We start from the raw sequence: 17517 nt of genomic DNA on the forward strand, positions 1-17517 counted from the left end.
GTGTGTTGAGGTTGTTGGCTGATTAGTACCGGTCAGCTCCACAGGTCGTTGGTCCCTGTTTCCACGTCCGGCCTATCTACCCAGTGGTCTTGCTGGGTGCCTCTCCCCACTTGTGTGGGATGGAAACCTCATCTTGAAGCAGGCTTCCCGCTTAGATGCTTTCAGCGGTTATCCCTTCCGAACGTAGCTAACCAGCCGTGCCACTGGCGTGACAACTGGCATACCAGAGGTTCGTCCGTCCCGGTCCTCTCGTACTAGGGACAGCCCTTCTCAAGTTTCCTGCGCGCGCAGCGGATAGGGACCGAACTGTCTCACGACGTTCTAAACCCAGCTCGCGTACCGCTTTAATGGGCGAACAGCCCAACCCTTGGGACCTACTCCAGCCCCAGGATGCGACGAGCCGACATCGAGGTGCCAAACCATGCCGTCGATATGGACTCTTGGGCAAGATCAGCCTGTTATCCCCGGGGTACCTTTTATCCGTTGAGCGACCACGCTTCCACTTGCCGTGGCCGGATCACTAGTTCCGACTTTCGTCCCTGCTCGACCTGTCAGTCTCACAGTCAAGCTCCCTTGTGCACTTACACTCAACACCTGATTGCCAACCAGGCTGAGGGAACCTTTGAGCGCCTCCGTTACTCTTTGGGAGGCAACCGCCCCAGTTAAACTACCCACCAGGCACTGTTCCTGGACCAGATCATGGTCCGAAGTTAGGGGCCCAGCCCGATCAGAGTGGTATTTCAACGTTGACTCCGCAACCACTGGCGTGGCTGTTTCATAGTCTCCCACCTATCCTACACAAATCGGACCGAACACCAATACCAAGCTATAGTAAAGGTCCCGGGGTCTTTCCGTCCTGCTGCGCGTAACGAGCATCTTTACTCGTAGTGCAATTTCGCCGAGTTCGTGGTTGAGACAGTGGAGAAGTCGTTACGCCATTCGTGCAGGTCGGAACTTACCCGACAAGGAATTTCGCTACCTTAGGATGGTTATAGTTACCACCGCCGTTTACTGGGGCTTAAATTCTCAGCTTCGCCCACAAGGGGCTAACCGGTCCTCTTAACCTTCCAGCACCGGGCAGGCGTCAGTCCGTATACATCGTCTTGCGACTTCGCACGGACCTGTGTTTTTAGTAAACAGTCGCTTCTCCCTGGTCTCTGCGGCCCTTACCCGCTTCTCCCAGCATGTGGGTTGACGGTCCGGGCCCCCCTTCTCCCGAAGTTACGGGGGCATTTTGCCGAGTTCCTTAACCACGATTCTCTCGATCGCCTTAGTATTCTCTACCTGACCACCTGAGTCGGTTTAGGGTACGGGCGGCTAGAACCTCACGTCGCGGCTTTTCTAGGCAGCATAGGATCACCCGAGTTGCACCAGTAGGTGCTCCCCATCAACTCTCAGGCATGTGAACGGCGGATTTGCCTACCGTTCGCCCTACAGTCTTAGACCTGGTCAACCATCGCCAGGCTCGGACTACCTTCCTGCGTCACCACTGTTAACACGTTTACCTACTACAAGTTCAGGTCCCAGCCCGCCATCACGTTCAGATGTCCCGAAGGACACCCAAGGTGGGGCGGGGTGGTTAGTATCACAAGCCTTGGTATGGGCGGTTCTTCGCCGGTAGCAGAATATCAACTGCTTGTCCATCGACTACGCCTGTCGGCCTCGCCTTAGGTCCCGACTTACCCAGGGAAGATTAGCTTGACCCTGGAACCCTTGGTCATCCGGCGGACGGGTTTCTCACCCGTCTTTCGCTACTCATGCCTGCATTCTCACTCGTGTGGGCTCCACTGCTGGGTCACCCCGCAGCTTCACTGCCCACACGACGCTCCCCTACCCATCCATACGCCTGGACCACGAAGGCCTAGCTATAAGTATGAATGTCACGGCTTCGGCGGTGTACTTGAGCCCCGCTACATTATCGGCGCGGAATCACTTGACCAGTGAGCTATTACGCACTCTTTCAAGGGTGGCTGCTTCTAAGCCAACCTCCTGGTTGTCTGTGCAACTCCACATCCTTTCCCACTTAGCACACGCTTAGGGGCCTTAGCCGGTGATCTGGGCTGTTTCCCTCTCGACTACGAAGCTTATCCCCCGCAGTCTCACTGCCACGTTCTCACTTACCGGCATTCGGAGTTTGGCTGACGTCAGTAACCTTGTAGGGCCCATTAGCCATCCAGTAGCTCTACCTCCGGTAAGAAACACGTGACGCTGCACCTAAATGCATTTCGGGGAGAACCAGCTATCACGGAGTTTGATTGGCCTTTCACCCCTATCCACAGGTCATCCCCCAGGTTTTCAACCCTGGTGGGTTCGGTCCTCCACGCGGTCTTACCCGCGCTTCAACCTGCCCATGGATAGATCACTCCGCTTCGGGTCTAGACCCAGCGACTGTATCGCCCTATTCGGACTCGCTTTCGCTACGGCTTCCCCACACGGGTTAACCTCGCCACTGAGCACTAACTCGCAGGCTCATTCTTCAAAAGGCACGCCGTCACCCCAACTAGGGAGGCTCCGACGGGTTGTAGGCACACGGTTTCAGGTACTATTTCACTCCCCTCCCGGGGTACTTTTCACCTTTCCCTCACGGTACTAGTCCGCTATCGGTCACTAGGTAGTATTTAGGCTTACACAGTGGTCTGTGCAGATTCACACCGGATTTCACGGGCCCGGTGCTACTTGGGATCCTCGAAAAGAGGTCACGGAATTTCGTCTACAGGACTGCCACCCTCTATGGTCGGTCTTTCAATACCGTTCGACTATCCACGCAACTTTTTTACTCTTTGACCCACTGTCAGATAGGTCCATCGAGTCCCACAACCCCACACGCGCAACGCCTGACAGCTTGACACGCGTATGGTTTGGCCTGATCCGCTTTCTCTCGCCAATACTCACGGAATATCTCTTCCTGCCGGTACTGAGATGTTTCACTTCCCGGCGTTCCCTCCACTCACCCTATATATTCAAGTGAGGGTAACCAGACATAACTCTGGCTGGGTTTCCCCATTCGGACATCCTCGGATCACGGTTCGTTTGCCAACTCCCCGAGGCTTATCGCAGGCTACAACGTCCTTCATCGGCTCCTAGTGCCAAGGCATCCACCCTGTGCCCTTAAAAACTTCAACAACAAAAACCAAGAAACAAATCTATTCTCGATCACACAAAAATAAGATGCTCGCGTCCACTATACAGTTCTCAAACAACCAACGGACATCCACCACCAACCACCCCCCACCGGGGAGAGTCGCGATACACGCCGTACCAGAAACAACATAGGTCGTTGTCTCAAAACCCAACAGTGTGTCCGATACCCGCCGCCACCACCACCAGCACCCGTTCCACACCCCACAAGAGCGGTACTAAGAAACCAGCAATGACATACAGCAGCAAGCCAAGAGTTGATGTTCCACCCAATGAGCAACCACCCCGGCACACACTCGGCACCGAAAGATGGCCACCATCCCTACCGGGATGATCAAAAGCTCCTTAGAAAGGAGGTGATCCAGCCGCACCTTCCGGTACGGCTACCTTGTTACGACTTAGTCCCAATCGCCAGTCCCACCTTCGACGGCTCCCCCCACAAGGGTTGGGCCACCGGCTTCGGGTGTTACCGACTTTCGTGACTTGACGGGCGGTGTGTACAAGGCCCGGGAACGTATTCACCGCAGCGTTGCTGATCTGCGATTACTAGCGACTCCGACTTCATGGGGTCGAGTTGCAGACCCCAATCCGAACTGAGACCGGCTTTTTGGGATTCGCTCCACCTCACAGTATCGCAACCCTTTGTACCGGCCATTGTAGCATGCGTGAAGCCCAAGACATAAGGGGCATGATGATTTGACGTCGTCCCCACCTTCCTCCGAGTTGACCCCGGCAGTCTCCCATGAGTCCCCGGCATAACCCGCTGGCAACATAGGACAAGGGTTGCGCTCGTTGCGGGACTTAACCCAACATCTCACGACACGAGCTGACGACAACCATGCACCACCTGTACACCAGTCCGAAGACGCGACTATCTCTAGCCGATTCCGGTGTATGTCAAGCCTTGGTAAGGTTCTTCGCGTTGCATCGAATTAATCCGCATGCTCCGCCGCTTGTGCGGGCCCCCGTCAATTCCTTTGAGTTTTAGCCTTGCGGCCGTACTCCCCAGGCGGGGCACTTAATGCGTTTGCTACGGCGCAGAACTCGTGGAAAGAGCCCCACACCTAGTGCCCAACGTTTACGGCATGGACTACCAGGGTATCTAATCCTGTTCGCTCCCCATGCTTTCGCTCCTCAGCGTCAGTTGCGGCCCAGAGACCTGCCTTCGCCATCGGTGTTCCTCCTGATATCTGCGCATTCCACCGCTACACCAGGAATTCCAGTCTCCCCTACCGCACTCTAGTCTGCCCGTACCCGATGCAAGCTCACGGTTGAGCCGTGAGTTTTCACACCAGACGCGACAAACCACCTACGAGCTCTTTACGCCCAATAATTCCGGACAACGCTTGCGCCCTACGTATTACCGCGGCTGCTGGCACGTAGTTAGCCGGCGCTTCTTCTGCAGGTACCGTCACTCTCGCTTCTTCCCTACTGAAAGAGGTTTACAACCCGAAGGCCGTCATCCCTCACGCGGCGTCGCTGCATCAGGCTTTCGCCCATTGTGCAATATTCCCCACTGCTGCCTCCCGTAGGAGTCTGGGCCGTGTCTCAGTCCCAGTGTGGCCGGTCGCCCTCTCAGGCCGGCTACCCGTCGAAGCCTTGGTAGGCCATTACCCCACCAACAAGCTGATAGGCCGCGAGCCCATCTTCCACCGAAAAACTTTCCACCCCAAAACATGTGTCCCAAGGTCATATCCGGTATTAGCACCCGTTTCCGAATGTTATCCCGAAGTGGAAGGCAGGTTGCTCACGTGTTACTCACCCGTTCGCCACTAATCCAAAGAGCAAGCTCTCCTTCATCGTTCGACTTGCATGTGTTAAGCACGCCGCCAGCGTTCGTCCTGAGCCAGGATCAAACTCTCCGTAAAAGTACAACGCCACACCCACCACAAAGGCAGATGTAACAACCATACAAATTACGCCAAAACTGGCATCAAAAAACCAACACCCACCTAAAAGGCAAATGCTGGACCAAACAAAAAGATGTCAAAACAACCAAACCAAACCCACCCACAACAGGCAAGCCAGCCCAGCCACCCCAACATCAATGGCATCAACTATCAAACACACTATTGAGTTCTCAAACAACCACCACACACCCAAACAACCAACCACCAGGCCAGCCATCCAAGGGCAACTTCTCAACCCTACACACACCCACAACCAAAGTCAAACCCCTTCAACTTGACGTTGTCGGTCGTTGTGTCGAGGCCTCCGAATCGGCGCTTCGCGCTCCTTCAGCAGGCACTCCACTATACTCGCGATTGCCTCGCGCATCAAGTGGGGTCTTGCCCGTGGGACCGGCCTCGCATCGGAACCGAGGTTCCTGCTCTTGTCCGTGTCTCCCTTCCGGGCAACGAGGTAAAACATTACACACTCTTTCCGGTCCGCGCAACTTCGTTGATATTCCGCCGAAATGCCCTGTCGCATTCAGCGGCACAGCCCGTCATCGCGTAGGCGCGCGCTAATAGAATCGCGTCATGGGATTCAGCTCCACACCCCGGCTCGCCAATGGATTCGTCGCGCTCGAACCGCTATCGCTCGCTCACCGCGACGATTTGGCCGACGCATCGGGAGCCGACGACCTGCACGAGGTCTGGTACACGCATGTGCCGGCGCCACGCGACATGGGCAACGAGATCGTGCGACGACTGGCCCAGCAGGAGGCTGGCACCCTCGCCCCGTGGGCGATCATCGACGCCGCCTCCTCGCGCGCCGTTGGCATGACGACGTACCTTCACCTCGATCCCGAGAACAGGCGTCTGGAGATCGGCTCGACCTGGCTGGCGCGCAGCGCGCAGGGCACGGCCATCAATCCCGCGGCGAAACTGCTCCTACTCACGCGCGCCTTCGAGGACCTGGGATGCATGGCAGTGGAGCTGCGCACCCACTGGCACAATCATCAATCGCGCCGCGCCATTGAGAAGCTGGGGGCCAAGCAGGACGGGGTGCTGCGCCAGCACGTGCTCTTCGAGAACGGCACCGTGCGAGACACCGTGGTCTACTCGATTCTCGACAACGAATGGCCCACCGTGAAGTTCGCGCTCACCGAGCGCCTGCGGCGCTTCGCCGCGCCCCGCTAGGCTTCGGCGATCGCCGCGGCAAGGGACTTCTTACCGCGGCGCAGCATCGCGGCGTGTCCCTGCAGGAAGTCGGAATCGGTCAGGATCGCGTCAGGGTCGGCGACCTTGACGTTGTTGAGGTACACGCCGCCCTCTCCCAGGGCGCGCCGCGCCTCGTTGCGGCCCTTGACGATGCCCGAGGCAACGAGCGCGTCCATGACGCTCGTCCCCGGCTCGACGCGCGCCTGCGGCAGCTCCGAGACGGCCGCCTCGAGTGTCGGGCGATCCAGTTCGCTCAGGTCGCCTCGTCCAAACAGCGCCTGCGAGGCGAGGATCGCCTGCGAGGTGGCCTCCTCGCCGTGGACCAGCGCGGTCACGTCGTGCGCGAGCGTGCGCTGCGCCTCGCGCGCAAACGGCCGCTCCGCGACGGCCGTCGCAAGCTCGGCAATCTCCTCGCGGGTACGGAACGTGAAGGTCTTCAGCCAGCCGATCACGTCCTCGTCGCCGGAGTTGATCCAGAACTGGTAGAAGGCGTACGGCGACATCATCGACGGGTCGAGCCACACCGCTCCCCCGGAGGTCTTGCCGAACTTCGTTCCGTCGGACTTGGTGATCAGCGGCGTCGTGAGCGCGAAGACGCGCTTCTGATCGGCCTTGCGGACGAGTTCGACGCCCGAGAGCAGGTTGCCCCACTGATCGGAGCCGCCCGTCTGCAGCTCGCAGCCGTATCGCCGACTCAGTTCTAGGAAGTCCATGCCTTGCAGGATCTGGTAACTGAACTCGGTGAAACTAATCCCTTCGTCGCTCGCGAGCCGGCGTGCCACGATGTCCTTGGCGAGCATGGTGCCCAGGCGGTAGTGCTTGCCGATGTCCCGCAGGAAATCGATAGCGGACAACCCGGCCGTCCATTCCAGGTTGTTCACCATCGTCGCCGGGTTGTCCCCTTCGAAGTCGAGGAAGGACGAGATCTGCCGGGCTAGGCGCTCGGTCCACTGCTCCACGACGTCCCTGGTGTTGAGCGAACGCTCGGTCGTCGGCCGAGGATCACCGATCAGGCCCGTCGCGCCGCCGACGAGCGGCAGCACCCGGTGCCCCGCCCGCTGAAGGTGCCGCAGCAGGACCAACTGCACCAGGTGCCCGTGATGTAGCGAAGGAGCGGTCGGGTCGAAGCCGGCGTAGACGGTGATTGGCCCCTCAGCAAGGCGCGCGCGCAACGCTTCCTCGTCGGTCATTTGCGAGACAAGCCCGCGCCACGCTAACTCGTCGATGATGTCGCCGGTCACCGGATCACCCTTCTGTACCGCTCGGTTTAGTTTGCCACTACAGGTGCGCCGGGCCGCCGAGGCGGCCCGGCGCACGCCGAGATCAATTGTGCCCCATGCGGGCGATGCGCTGGCTATGGCCGATCAGCCGTTGACCCAGACTCGATACTCGATCACCTTGTCGCGAGCATCTGCGCGCTGCTCGGCGACGCGAACCGGCGCTGTTCCGCCCACCGCGTCCCGCGATGCGACCGATCCCTCGACCGAGAGCACCTCACGCACCTCGCTGTTCAGCGACGGGCTGATGGCGGCAAGGTCGTCATCGGTGAGGTCCCACAGCTCGATCCCCCGCGACTCACACTCACGCACGCACGCCCCGGAGATCTCATGCGCGTCCCGGAAGGGCACGCCGCGGCGCACCAGCCATTCCGCGATGTCCGTCGCGAGCGAGAATCCCTGGGGAGCGAGTTCGGCCATCCGCGGCAGGTTGAGCGTCGCCGTGGCGATCATCCCAGCGATAGCGGGTAGCAGGACAGTGAGTGAGTCGATCTGATCGAATACCGGTTCCTTGTCCTCTTGCAGGTCACGGTTGTATGCGAGCGGCAGGGCCTTCAGCGTCGCGAGCAGCCCTGTCAGGTCGCCGATGATGCGTCCCGCCTTACCGCGCGTCAACTCGGCGATGTCTGGGTTCTTCTTCTGCGGCATGATCGACGAGCCCGTGGAGTATGCGTCATCGAGTTTGATGAAGTCGAACTCCTTGGTGTTCCACAGGATGACCTCCTCGGCGAATCGGGAGAGATCGATGGCGAGCATCGCGGCCACGAAAGAGAATTCGGCAACGACATCGCGAGCGGCGGTGCCGTCGATCGAGTTCTCGACCGGTCCGTCGAAGCCGAGTTCGGCGGCGACCTGCGCCGGATCGAGTCCCAGGGAGGAGCCGGCGAGCGCGCCGGAACCGTACGGCGAGCGAGCGGCGCGCGCGTCCCAGTCAAGGAGCCTGTCCACGTCGCGCAGCAATGGCCACACGTGCGCCTGCAGGTGATGCGCAACCAGTACCGGCTGGGCGTGCTGGAGGTGCGTGCGCCCGGGCATGATCGCGTCGCCAGCGGCCTCCGCCTGATCCAGCAGTGCATCCACGACGTTGAGCGTCAGGTGGCCGATCTCCTTCGCCTGTTCGCGCAGATAAGAGCGGATCAGGGTGGCGATCTGGTCGTTGCGTGAACGACCCGCGCGCAGTTTGCCGCCGAGTTCGGCTCCCGCCCGTTCGATCAACCCGCGTTCGAGCGCCGTGTGCACGTCCTCGTCCGATTCGGCCGCGACGAACGCCCCGGACTCGACGTCGGCGGCAAGCGAATCGAGGGCCTCTACCATGCCGGCGTGCTCGTCACTCGAGAGCAGCCCGGCACGCCGCAGGACGCCCGCGTGCGCCTTAGATCCCGCGATGTCGAGCTGCGCTAGCCGCCAGTCGAAATGCGTCGACTTGCTCAGCGCGGCGAGGGCCTGCGCAGGGCCACCGCTGAAGCGCCCACCCCACAGTGCGGTGGACTTGCCAGCCTCGTCGGAAGGATGGGTCGCGTCACTGCCAGGCGCTGCGTCCGGAGCGTCCGCCATGGTTACAGGCTCCCCACGCCGAAGTCGACGCCGTTGCCGAACTTCTCGTCGCGAGCCGCGGCGAGTTTGGCGCTGAGGCCGAAGATCTCGATGAAGCCCTTGGCCTGCGACTGGTCGAAGGAGTCGCCCTCGTCGTAGGTCGCGAGGTTGAAGTCGTACAGTGCCGAGTCCGATCGGCGACCGGTGACGGTCGCGCGCCCGCCGTGCAGCGTCATGCGGATCTCGCCCGTGACGTAGCGCTGCGTGTCCTCGATGAAGGTGTCCAGGGACTTCTTGAGCGGCGAGAACCACATGCCGTCATAGACGAGCTCGGTCCAGCGCTGATCGACCGTCCGCTTGAACCGAGCCTGCTCGCGCTCGATGGTGACGTTCTCGAGTTCGGCGTGCGCGGCGATGAGGGCGATCGCGCCCGGCGCCTCGTAGATCTCGCGCGACTTGATGCCGACGAGGCGATCCTCGACGATGTCGATACGGCCGATGCCCTGCGCGCCCGCGCGCCGGTTCATCTCCTGGATTGCCTGCAGGGGCGTCACCTCGACGCCGTCGATTGCGACAGGGATGCCTCGTTCGAATCGAATGGTCACCTCGTCCTCGACCGGGGGGAACGTCGGGTCGTCCGTGTAGTTGTAGACGTCCTTGGTGGGGCCGTTCCAGATGTCCTCCAGGAAGCCCGTCTCTACGGCGCGTCCCCAGACGTTCTGGTCGATCGAGAACGGGTTCTTCTTGGTCGTCGCGATCGGCAGGTCGTTCTTCTCCGCGTAGGCGATGGCCTTCTCGCGCGTCAGCGCGAGGTCGCGCACGGGTGCGATTGTCTTGAGTTCCGGCGCGAGAGAGGTCGTCGCCACCTCGAAGCGCACCTGGTCGTTGCCCTTGCCGGTGCAGCCGTGCGAAACCGTCGTCGCGCCGAACTGCCGCGCTGCGCGCACGAGGTGCTTGACGATGACCGGGCGCGAGAGCGCCGAGACGAGCGGGTAGCGGTCCATGTAGAGCGCGTTCGCCTTGAGCGCCGGGAAGCAGTATTCCGAGGCGAACTCCTCGCGAGCGTCCGCCACGTAGGCCTCGACCGCGCCGCAGGCGAGAGCTCGCTGACGCACGACCTCCAGGTCTTCTCCGCCCTGGCCGACGTCGACGGCAACAGCCACGACCTCGGCGCCCGTCGCCTCGGCGATCCAACCAATTGCCACGGAGGTGTCCAGTCCGCCCGAGTAGGCGAGCACCACGCGTTCAGTCATCTGCGTTCTTCTTTCTAGCTGTTCGTGTTCCGGTCTGGGAACGGGGTTGATGGAAAGTCAAGAATCGGAGCGGTCTGCCAGGCCGATGAGTCGCCCGGCTACGTCGCGCGCCCCCACGATATCGCGGACCACGACCAGCACGGTATCGTCGCCGGCCACAGTCCCGAGCACGTCGGGAAACACGGAGTCGTCCAGGGCCGACGCCAGGTACTGGGCGGCCCCTGGCGGAGTTCGCAGCACGACGAGATTTCCCGCGGCCTCGGCGGAGACGAGGAGTTCGGTGCACACCCTGGCCAGGCGCGACGCTATCTGTTCGGCCACACCGCTGACGTCGTGTCCGCGATCCGCCGGCTCGGCTATCCGGTAGACGAGGGTGCCTCCGGAACTGCGCACGCGCAGCGCGTTCAGCTCGACCAGATCGCGCGAGAGCGTGGCCTGGGTGACCGAGAGCCCGTCGTGCGCGAGCGCCTGAACGAGTTGACCCTGCGAGCTGATCTCCTGATGCGCAAGGACGTGACGGATTCGCGCGTGGCGGGCGGCCTTCGTGGTCGGTAGCGACTGCTTGCGAGACATCAGCAGCCCTGGCTCGTCTCGAGCAGGTGGGTGAGCAACGCCTTCTGCGCGTGCAGTCGGTACTCGGCCTCGTCCCATACGACAGACTGCGGACCGTCCAGGACCTCGGCGGTGATTTCCTTGCCCCGATACGCCGGCAGGCAGTGAAGGACGAGCGCTCCGTCCCTCGCCGATCCGAGTAATTCCGAGTCGAGCCGGTACGGCACGAATGGCTGGGAGCGAAGATCCTGCTCCTCTTCGCGGCCCATGGACACCCACGTGTCGGTTGCGACGGCGTCCGCGCCCGCGACCGCCGTCCTCGGGTCGGACGTCACGGTAACCGAACCGCCCGTAGCCGCTGCGATCCGCTCGGCGGCGGAAACTATGTCGGCGCGCGGGTGGAACTCGCTCGGCGCGCCGATCCGCACATGCAGTCCGGCGGTCGCCCCGCCCAGGAGATACGAGTGCGCCATGTTGTTCGCGCCGTCTCCGAGGTAGGTCAGCGTCCGCCCCGGCAACTCGCCGACGCCACCCCAGTGGTCCGCGAGCGTCGCGAGATCGGCAAGGATCTGGCACGGGTGGAAGTCGTCGGTGAGCGCGTTGATCACCGGCACGCCGGCCACCGCGGCCATCTCCTCCAGGGACGACTGATGGAAGGTTCGCCACACTATCGCCGCAACCTGGCGGCCCAGGACGTGAGCTGTGTCCGAGATGGACTCCCGCACGCCGATCTTGGCGAGGTTGCCGTCGACGAGCAGCGGGTACCCCCCCAGTTCGGCGATTCCGGTCGTGAAGGAGACCTGCGTGCGCAGGGTGGGTTTGTCGAAGATGACCGCCACCGCTTTCGGGCCGGCCAGCGGCGTGCGCTCCTGGCGGTTCCGGCGAAAGGCGAGTGCGAGCCGCAGAACCGTACCCTGCTGCTCGGGCGTGAGGTCGTCATCGCGGAGGAAGTGCTTCGAGATCATGCGGGATTCTCCTCGGCCAGGCGCTCCGGGGAGAGGCCGACTACGAAATCGATGAAGGTCTGGAGTTGCTCCCGGGTCACGATCAGCGGTGGCGCTATCCGGATCGTCGATGGCGTGACGGCGTTCACGATGAAACCAGCCTCGCGGGCGAGCGCCACGACTGCGGCCGCCCACTCACCGGTCAGTTCGACTCCGAGCAGCAGGCCCGCTCCCCGCACGTCGGCCACCACCGTGTCGGCGTTCGCGGCCAGAGCGGAGAACTCGTCCACAAGGCACGCACCTAGCGCGCGCACCGAGTCAAGCAGTCCGTCGCGCTCGATGACGTGGAGCGTCGCGAGCCCTGCGGCCGCGGCCACGGGATTCCCTCCGAAGGTCGTGCCGTGCTGCCCACGCGAGAACAGCCCGGATGGGCCAGGGCCGAACGTGACTAGCGCGCCGATCGGAATCCCTCCCCCCAGCCCTTTGGCGAGGGTCACCACGTCGGGCACGATCCCGCCGCCGATAACTGGATCCTGGAACGCCAGCCAATTCCCGGTTCGCCCGATGCCGGTCTGGACCTCGTCCACCACGAACAGCGCGCCGTGCTGGCGAGTCAGCTCGCGGACGCGGCGTAGGTAATCGACCGGCAGCTGGCGGACTCCGCCCTCGCCCTGGATGACCTCCAGGAATACGGCCGCCACGGTCTCGCCGTTGGCAAAGGCGGCCTCGAGCGCCGTGATGTCGCCCGCTTCGATGAACTCGACTCCGCCGGGAAGCGGCTCGAACGGCTCCCGGTACGCCGCCTTCGACGTGAGCGCTAGCGCGCCCATCGTGCGGCCGTGGAAGGACTGTGTGAGGGCGAGTATCCTCGTGCGATTACCCGATTCGTTGTTGCGCCGCGCGAGTTTGAACGCCGCCTCGTTGGCCTCGGTGCCCGAGTTCGTGAAGAAGACCCGCGAGCCCTCGGGCGCGCCCGAGACCTCCAGGAGTTTTTCCGCCAGGCCGATCTGGGTGGGAGTGGCGAAGAAGTTCGACACGTGTCCGAGCGTCGAGAGCTGAGCCGAGACCGCCCCCGTCAGAGCGGGGTGGGCGTGGCCGAGCGCATTGACCGCTATCCCCGCGAGGAGATCGAGGTAGCGCTTACCATCGGCATCGAACACGTATGCGCCCTCGCCGCGCACGAGGACCGTCTGCGGTGGGCCGAACACGTCGAGGAGCGCGCCAGTGTATCGCTGTGTCCAACCCGAGACGCTCGCCAGCCCGCCGGTCGAGGCGGCGACCTGACCGGCGTCGTCCGTCGCGAGATCGCTCATATCTGGTCCTCCACGGTCTTGATCGCACCGGTCGTGTCGATGCCGTGCTTCGACATGAGGCGACCGTCGGATTCTGGCAGCACCATGGTGCCGACGCCCTGCTCGGTGAACACCTCGAGCAGGACCGAGTGCGCGATCCGGCCGTCGATGATGTGCGCCTGGCGCACTCCCCCGTGCACCGCGCGCAGGCATGCCTCCATCTTCGGGACCATTCCGGATTCCAACGACGGCAGCAGGTCGGCGAGCGCGGCGGTGGATATCTGGCGGATCAGCGACGTGCGGTCGGGCCAGTTGAGGTAGAGGCCCTCGACGTCAGTCAGGACGATGATCTTGCGCGCGCCGAGCGCGACCGCGAGCGCGGCTGCCGCAGTGTCGGCGTTGACATTGAGCACCTGAGTGGGGTCCTCGACATCTGGAGCGATGGTCGAGATGACGGGGATACGGCCGGAATCGAGCAGATCCTGCACGGCGCGCACGTCGACCTCGACGACGTCGCCCACGAGCCCGATGTCCACGGACTTGCCATCGACGATGGCCCGGCGCCGGCGCGCGCGCAGCATCCCGCCGTCCTCACCGGACATCCCGACGGCGAACGGACCGTAGGCGTTGATGAGTCCCACCAGTTCGCGCGATACCTTGCCCGTGAGCACCATGCGCACGACATCCATCGCCTCCGGCGTCGTGACCCGGAAGCCGCCCCGGAACTCGGACTCGATTCCGAGCTTCGCGAGCATCTCGGAGATCTGCGGGCCTCCGCCGTGGACCACGACTGGCCGCAGGCCGACCTGACGCAGGAACACCATGTCCTGCGCGAACGCCGCCTTGAGTTCGTCATCGACCATGGCGTTGCCGCCGTACTTGACCACGACGAGCGCTCCGTTGAACTGCTGCAGCCACGGGAGCGCCTGAACCAGGACCTCGGCCTTCTGGTCGGGCCGCAGGTCGCGTGCGGTGTCGAAGACGAACTCGGTCGCCTCGTTGGGCTGATCTGTCATGTTGAGTACGCGCTGTTCTCGTGGACGTAATCGTGGGTGAGGTCGTTCGTCCACACAGTGGCGGATTCTGCGCCTGCGTGCAGATCGACGTCGATGATGACCTCGCGTTCCGACGCGAGATCGACCTCGGCGCGGTCCGCGTATGGACGAGATCCTCGGCACACCATGACGCCGTTGATCGATACGTCCACGTTCAGCGGGTCGAACGGGGCGATGTATTCGGGGACTGTGCCCGCCTGTGCCAGGACCCGGCCCCAGTTGGGATCGTTGCCGAAGATAGCCGCCTTGAACAAGTTGGAGCGGGTGATCGCGCGGGCGACGGTCACGGCGGCCTCTTGCGTGCTCGCGCCGGACACGCTGACGGCGACGTCGTGGCTCGCGCCCTCGGCGTCGGCCACCAGCTGCCGTGCGAGCGATCCGGTGACCTTCCGGAGCGCGGCGATGAACTCGTCCTCAGCGGGGGTGACCCCGGACGCGCCCGACGCCAGGAGCGCGACCGTGTCGGAGGTCGACATGCAACCGTCGGAGTCCACCCGGTCGAAGGTTACCGAGGTCGCGGCGGGCAGTGCGCGCGCCAGCACATCCGACGGCAGGTCGGCGTCGGTGGTGATGACGCAGAGCATCGTGGCCATTGCCGGCGCAAGCATTCCGGCGCCCTTGGCCATGCCGCCAATGGTGAAGGTGCCGGCATCGGTGGTAACGGTGATCTGCGCGAGCTTGGGCACCGAGTCGGTGGTCATGATCGCGAGGGCGGCATCCCGGCCGCCGTCCGCGCGCAGTTCGGCCGCTGCGACATCGACGCCGGCGAGCAGGAGGTCGCGGGGTAGCCGCTCGCCGATCAGTCCCGTCGAGCACACGACGACGTCGCCTGCGGAGACGCCCAGCACCTCGCCGACCTTTTCTGCGGTGGCGTGGGTGTCCTGGAAGCCCTCGGGACCGGTCGACACATTCGCACCGCCCGAGTTGAGCACCACCGCCGCGACCTTGCCGTCCGTGATCACCTGGCGGGACCACATGACCGGCGCGCCGACCACGCGGTTGGTGGTGAAGACTGCGGTGCCGGCTTGGGAAGGGCCGTCGTTGACGATGAGCGCCAGGTCGGGGCGACCGGACGCCTTGAGGCCTGCGGTGACGCCCGCGCCGCGGAAGCCCGCCGCCGCGGTGGGCCCCTGGCCGTCGACCGCGACGCCGTCGTGCGGCCCGGCGAGATAGTCGGTCATGGTGCGACTCCGTTCACTGGAAGTCCGAGATGTTCAGGGAGGCCGAGTGCGAGATTGAGCGACTGGATGGCGCCGCCCGCCGTCCCCTTCACGAGGTTGTCGATCGCGCTCACGGCAACGATGCGCCCGGCAGTGGCGTCGTAGGCGACCTGGACGAGCGCCGTGTTCGATCCCTGCACCATCGCCGTGGTGGGCCACTGTCCCTCGGGCAGTACTTCAACGAAGCGCTCCTCGCAGTACGCGTCGACCCACGCCGCGCGTAGCTCGGCCGCGTCGACACCCTTCAACCCCGGCGCGAGGCGTGCCGTCGTGGTGGCGAGGATGCCGCGACTCATGGGGACGAGCACCGGCGTGAACGAGAGGCGAACATCCCCCGCGCCCGCCGCGCGCAGGTTCTGGCCGATCTCGGGGATATGGCGATGCGTCCCGCCGACGGCGTAGGGGGCAGCGCTGCTCAGCGCCTCGGAGGCCAGCAGGTTCTGCCGCAGCGACTTGCCCGCGCCGGAGTAGCCGACCGATAGCACGGCCACCAGATCGGACGGGTCGATGATGCCAGCAGCGACACCCGGCTGGATGCCGAGGGTCACGGCGGTCACATTGCAGCCGGGTACTGCGATGCGGCGGGCCTCGGCGAGGCGTTCACGCTGGCGGTCGCCCGCTGCCCGGATCAGCTCCGGCAGGCCGTAGGCCCAGGTGCCGGGGTGATCCCCGCCGTAGTAGGTGGTCCAGTCGGCGGCCGATTCGAGGCGGTGATCGGCGCCCAGGTCGACGACGATGGCGTTATCGGGCAACTGGCCCGCGATGGGGCCGGAGGTGCCGTGCGGTAGCGCGAGCACGATCACGTCGTGCTCGGCGAGCCGCGCCGCGTCGGTCGGCTCGATGACTCGCGGGGCGAGGGCGCGCAGGTGCGGGTGGTGCTCGCCGAGCGTGGTCCCGGCGCTCGCATTGGCGGTCAGCGCACCGATCTCGAGTTCGGGGTGCTGCAGCGCAAGGCGCAGGAACTCACCGCCCGCATAACCGCTCGCACCGGTCACAGCCACGGAAAACGTCATGCGCATAATCATACACCTGGGTGCATAGTGCTGGAAATGGGGCCGGCAAGGTGATTGGCTAGCCCCATGCGCGCAATGCAAGTAGCCCGCACGGGCGGGCCGGAAGCACTCGTCCCCGTCGACGCCCCCACGCCCGCCGCCGGACCAGGCGAGGTCCTGGTGCGCGTCGCGTACGCGGGGGTCAACTTCATCGACGTCTACCGGCGCACCGGTCTGTACCAGGTGGAACTGCCCGCCATCGCGGGCGTCGAGGGCGCGGGTATCATCGAGGCGGTTGGCGCGGGCGTCGACGAGGTGCAGGTCGGTGACCGAGTCGCCTGGGTCGACGCCGCGGGGAGCTACGCGCAGTTCGCAGTGCTCCGAGCCGAGCGCGCGATTCCTGTCCCCGCCGGAATCTCGCTGCGGGCGGCCGCCGCGGTCGCGCTGCAGGGCCTCACGGCCCACTTCCTGGCGACATCGACCTTCCCGCTCGCGGCCGGCGATGACGTCCTGATCCACGCGGGTGCGGGCGGCGTCGGCCTGCTGCTGACGCAGATGGCGGACCTACACGGCGCGCGCGTCATCACGACCACCTCCACGCAGGAGAAGGCGGAACTGTCCCGTCAGGCGGGAGCGTCGAACACGCTCAACTACACGGCGTTCGATGACCTCGCCACCGAACTCCCCCGTGCCGTCAAGGCCCTCACGGGCGGGCGCGGAGTCACCGTCGTGTACGACGGCGTGGGGCGAGCAACGTTCGACGGCTCGCTCGCTAGCCTCCGCCCCCGCGGCATGCTGGTGGCCTTCGGCGCGGCCTCTGGCCCCATCGAGCCGTTCGACATCCAGCGGCTAAACGCCGGCGGGTCCCTGTACCTGACCAGGCCGAGCCTGTGGCACTACGTCGCGAGCCGGGACGAATTGCTCCGGCGATCCCGCGAGTTGTTTGCGTGGATCAAGGGCGGTGACGTGACGGTTCGCATTGGGGCGCAGTTCGCACTGGACGAGGCCCCCGCAGCGCATGAACTACTCGAGTCGAGGGGATCCACGGGCAAGATCGTGCTCGCCGTAAACCCCTCGGTCGAGCCCGAATAGTCCGGAACGCCATACCCCCCCGCTCCGCGGCCTCAGGACTTCAGCCGCTGAGGGGGGTATGCGTG

Annotated in this window: 11 protein-coding genes and 2 rRNA genes; 2 read left to right on the top strand and 11 right to left on the bottom strand. The window is 64.0% G+C overall.

Annotated elements, in window-relative coordinates:
• Window positions 1–2: 2 nt before the first annotated feature.
• Together FB461_RS05300 and FB461_RS05305 are read right to left on the bottom strand one after the other, a co-directional pair.
• A 23S ribosomal RNA gene (locus FB461_RS05300) occupies window positions 3–3122 on the bottom strand.
• A 365-nt stretch (window positions 3123–3487) separates the two neighbouring features.
• Window positions 3488–5006: ribosomal RNA gene (locus FB461_RS05305) — 16S ribosomal RNA — on the bottom strand.
• Together the 16S and 23S rRNA genes form the textbook arrangement of a ribosomal RNA operon.
• Window positions 5007–5618: 612 nt before the next feature.
• On the opposite strand from FB461_RS05305, the gene FB461_RS05310 reads away from it, so the two are divergent.
• A complete protein-coding gene (locus tag FB461_RS05310; protein ID WP_142119620.1) occupies window positions 5619–6221 on the top strand; it encodes a GNAT family N-acetyltransferase in 603 nt (200 codons plus the stop codon).
• Here FB461_RS05310 and tyrS read toward each other — a convergent pair.
• The 9 genes from tyrS to argC all read right to left on the bottom strand — a co-directional run bounded on the left by tyrS (window position 6218) and on the right by argC (window position 16381).
• Window positions 6218–7483 carry a tyrosine--tRNA ligase gene (gene tyrS, locus FB461_RS05315; protein WP_281282061.1) on the bottom strand — a complete coding sequence of 422 codons (1266 nt, stop codon included), beginning with the start codon at window positions 7481–7483 and terminating at the stop codon, window positions 6218–6220. The genes FB461_RS05310 and tyrS overlap by 4 nt on opposite strands.
• A 123-nt stretch (window positions 7484–7606) precedes the next feature.
• On the bottom strand, window positions 7607–9073 hold the full coding sequence (gene argH / locus FB461_RS05320; RefSeq protein WP_142119622.1) for an argininosuccinate lyase: 1467 nt from the start codon (window positions 9071–9073) through the stop codon (window positions 7607–7609).
• Between the two features lie 2 nt (window positions 9074–9075).
• Entirely contained in the window at window positions 9076–10305 is a 1230-nt protein-coding gene (locus FB461_RS05325; RefSeq protein WP_142119624.1) for an argininosuccinate synthase, read from the bottom strand.
• Window positions 10306–10362: 57 nt separating this feature from the next.
• A complete protein-coding gene (argR, locus tag FB461_RS05330) occupies window positions 10363–10878 on the bottom strand; it encodes an arginine repressor (protein WP_142119626.1) in 516 nt (171 codons plus the stop codon).
• A complete protein-coding gene (gene argF / locus FB461_RS05335) occupies window positions 10878–11819 on the bottom strand; it encodes an ornithine carbamoyltransferase (RefSeq protein WP_142120803.1) in 942 nt (313 codons plus the stop codon). The genes argR and argF overlap by 1 nt, the downstream gene beginning before the upstream one ends.
• Window positions 11819–13114 (bottom strand): acetylornithine transaminase, encoded by a 1296-nt coding sequence (locus FB461_RS05340; RefSeq protein ID WP_142119628.1) that lies wholly within the window; start codon window positions 13112–13114, stop codon window positions 11819–11821. The genes argF and FB461_RS05340 overlap by 1 nt, the downstream gene beginning before the upstream one ends.
• Window positions 13111–14109: an acetylglutamate kinase gene (argB, locus tag FB461_RS05345; protein WP_142119630.1), complete on the bottom strand. Its 999-nt coding sequence runs from the start codon at window positions 14107–14109 to the stop codon at window positions 13111–13113. The genes FB461_RS05340 and argB overlap by 4 nt, the downstream gene beginning before the upstream one ends.
• A complete protein-coding gene (gene argJ, locus FB461_RS05350) occupies window positions 14106–15329 on the bottom strand; it encodes a bifunctional glutamate N-acetyltransferase/amino-acid acetyltransferase ArgJ (RefSeq protein ID WP_142119632.1) in 1224 nt (407 codons plus the stop codon). Before argJ ends, argB begins: the two co-directional genes overlap by 4 nt.
• On the bottom strand, window positions 15326–16381 hold the full coding sequence (argC, locus tag FB461_RS05355; RefSeq protein ID WP_211349838.1) for an N-acetyl-gamma-glutamyl-phosphate reductase: 1056 nt from the start codon (window positions 16379–16381) through the stop codon (window positions 15326–15328). The genes argJ and argC overlap by 4 nt, the downstream gene beginning before the upstream one ends.
• A gap of 66 nt (window positions 16382–16447) precedes the next feature.
• Between argC and FB461_RS05360 the strand changes: the two genes are divergently transcribed.
• On the top strand, window positions 16448–17452 hold the full coding sequence (locus FB461_RS05360) for a quinone oxidoreductase family protein (RefSeq protein WP_142119636.1): 1005 nt from the start codon (window positions 16448–16450) through the stop codon (window positions 17450–17452).
• Window positions 17453–17517 lie beyond the last annotated feature (65 nt).

The organism is Rarobacter faecitabidus (assembly GCF_006716265.1).
GTDB lineage: Bacteria > Actinomycetota > Actinomycetes > Actinomycetales > Cellulomonadaceae > Rarobacter > Rarobacter faecitabidus.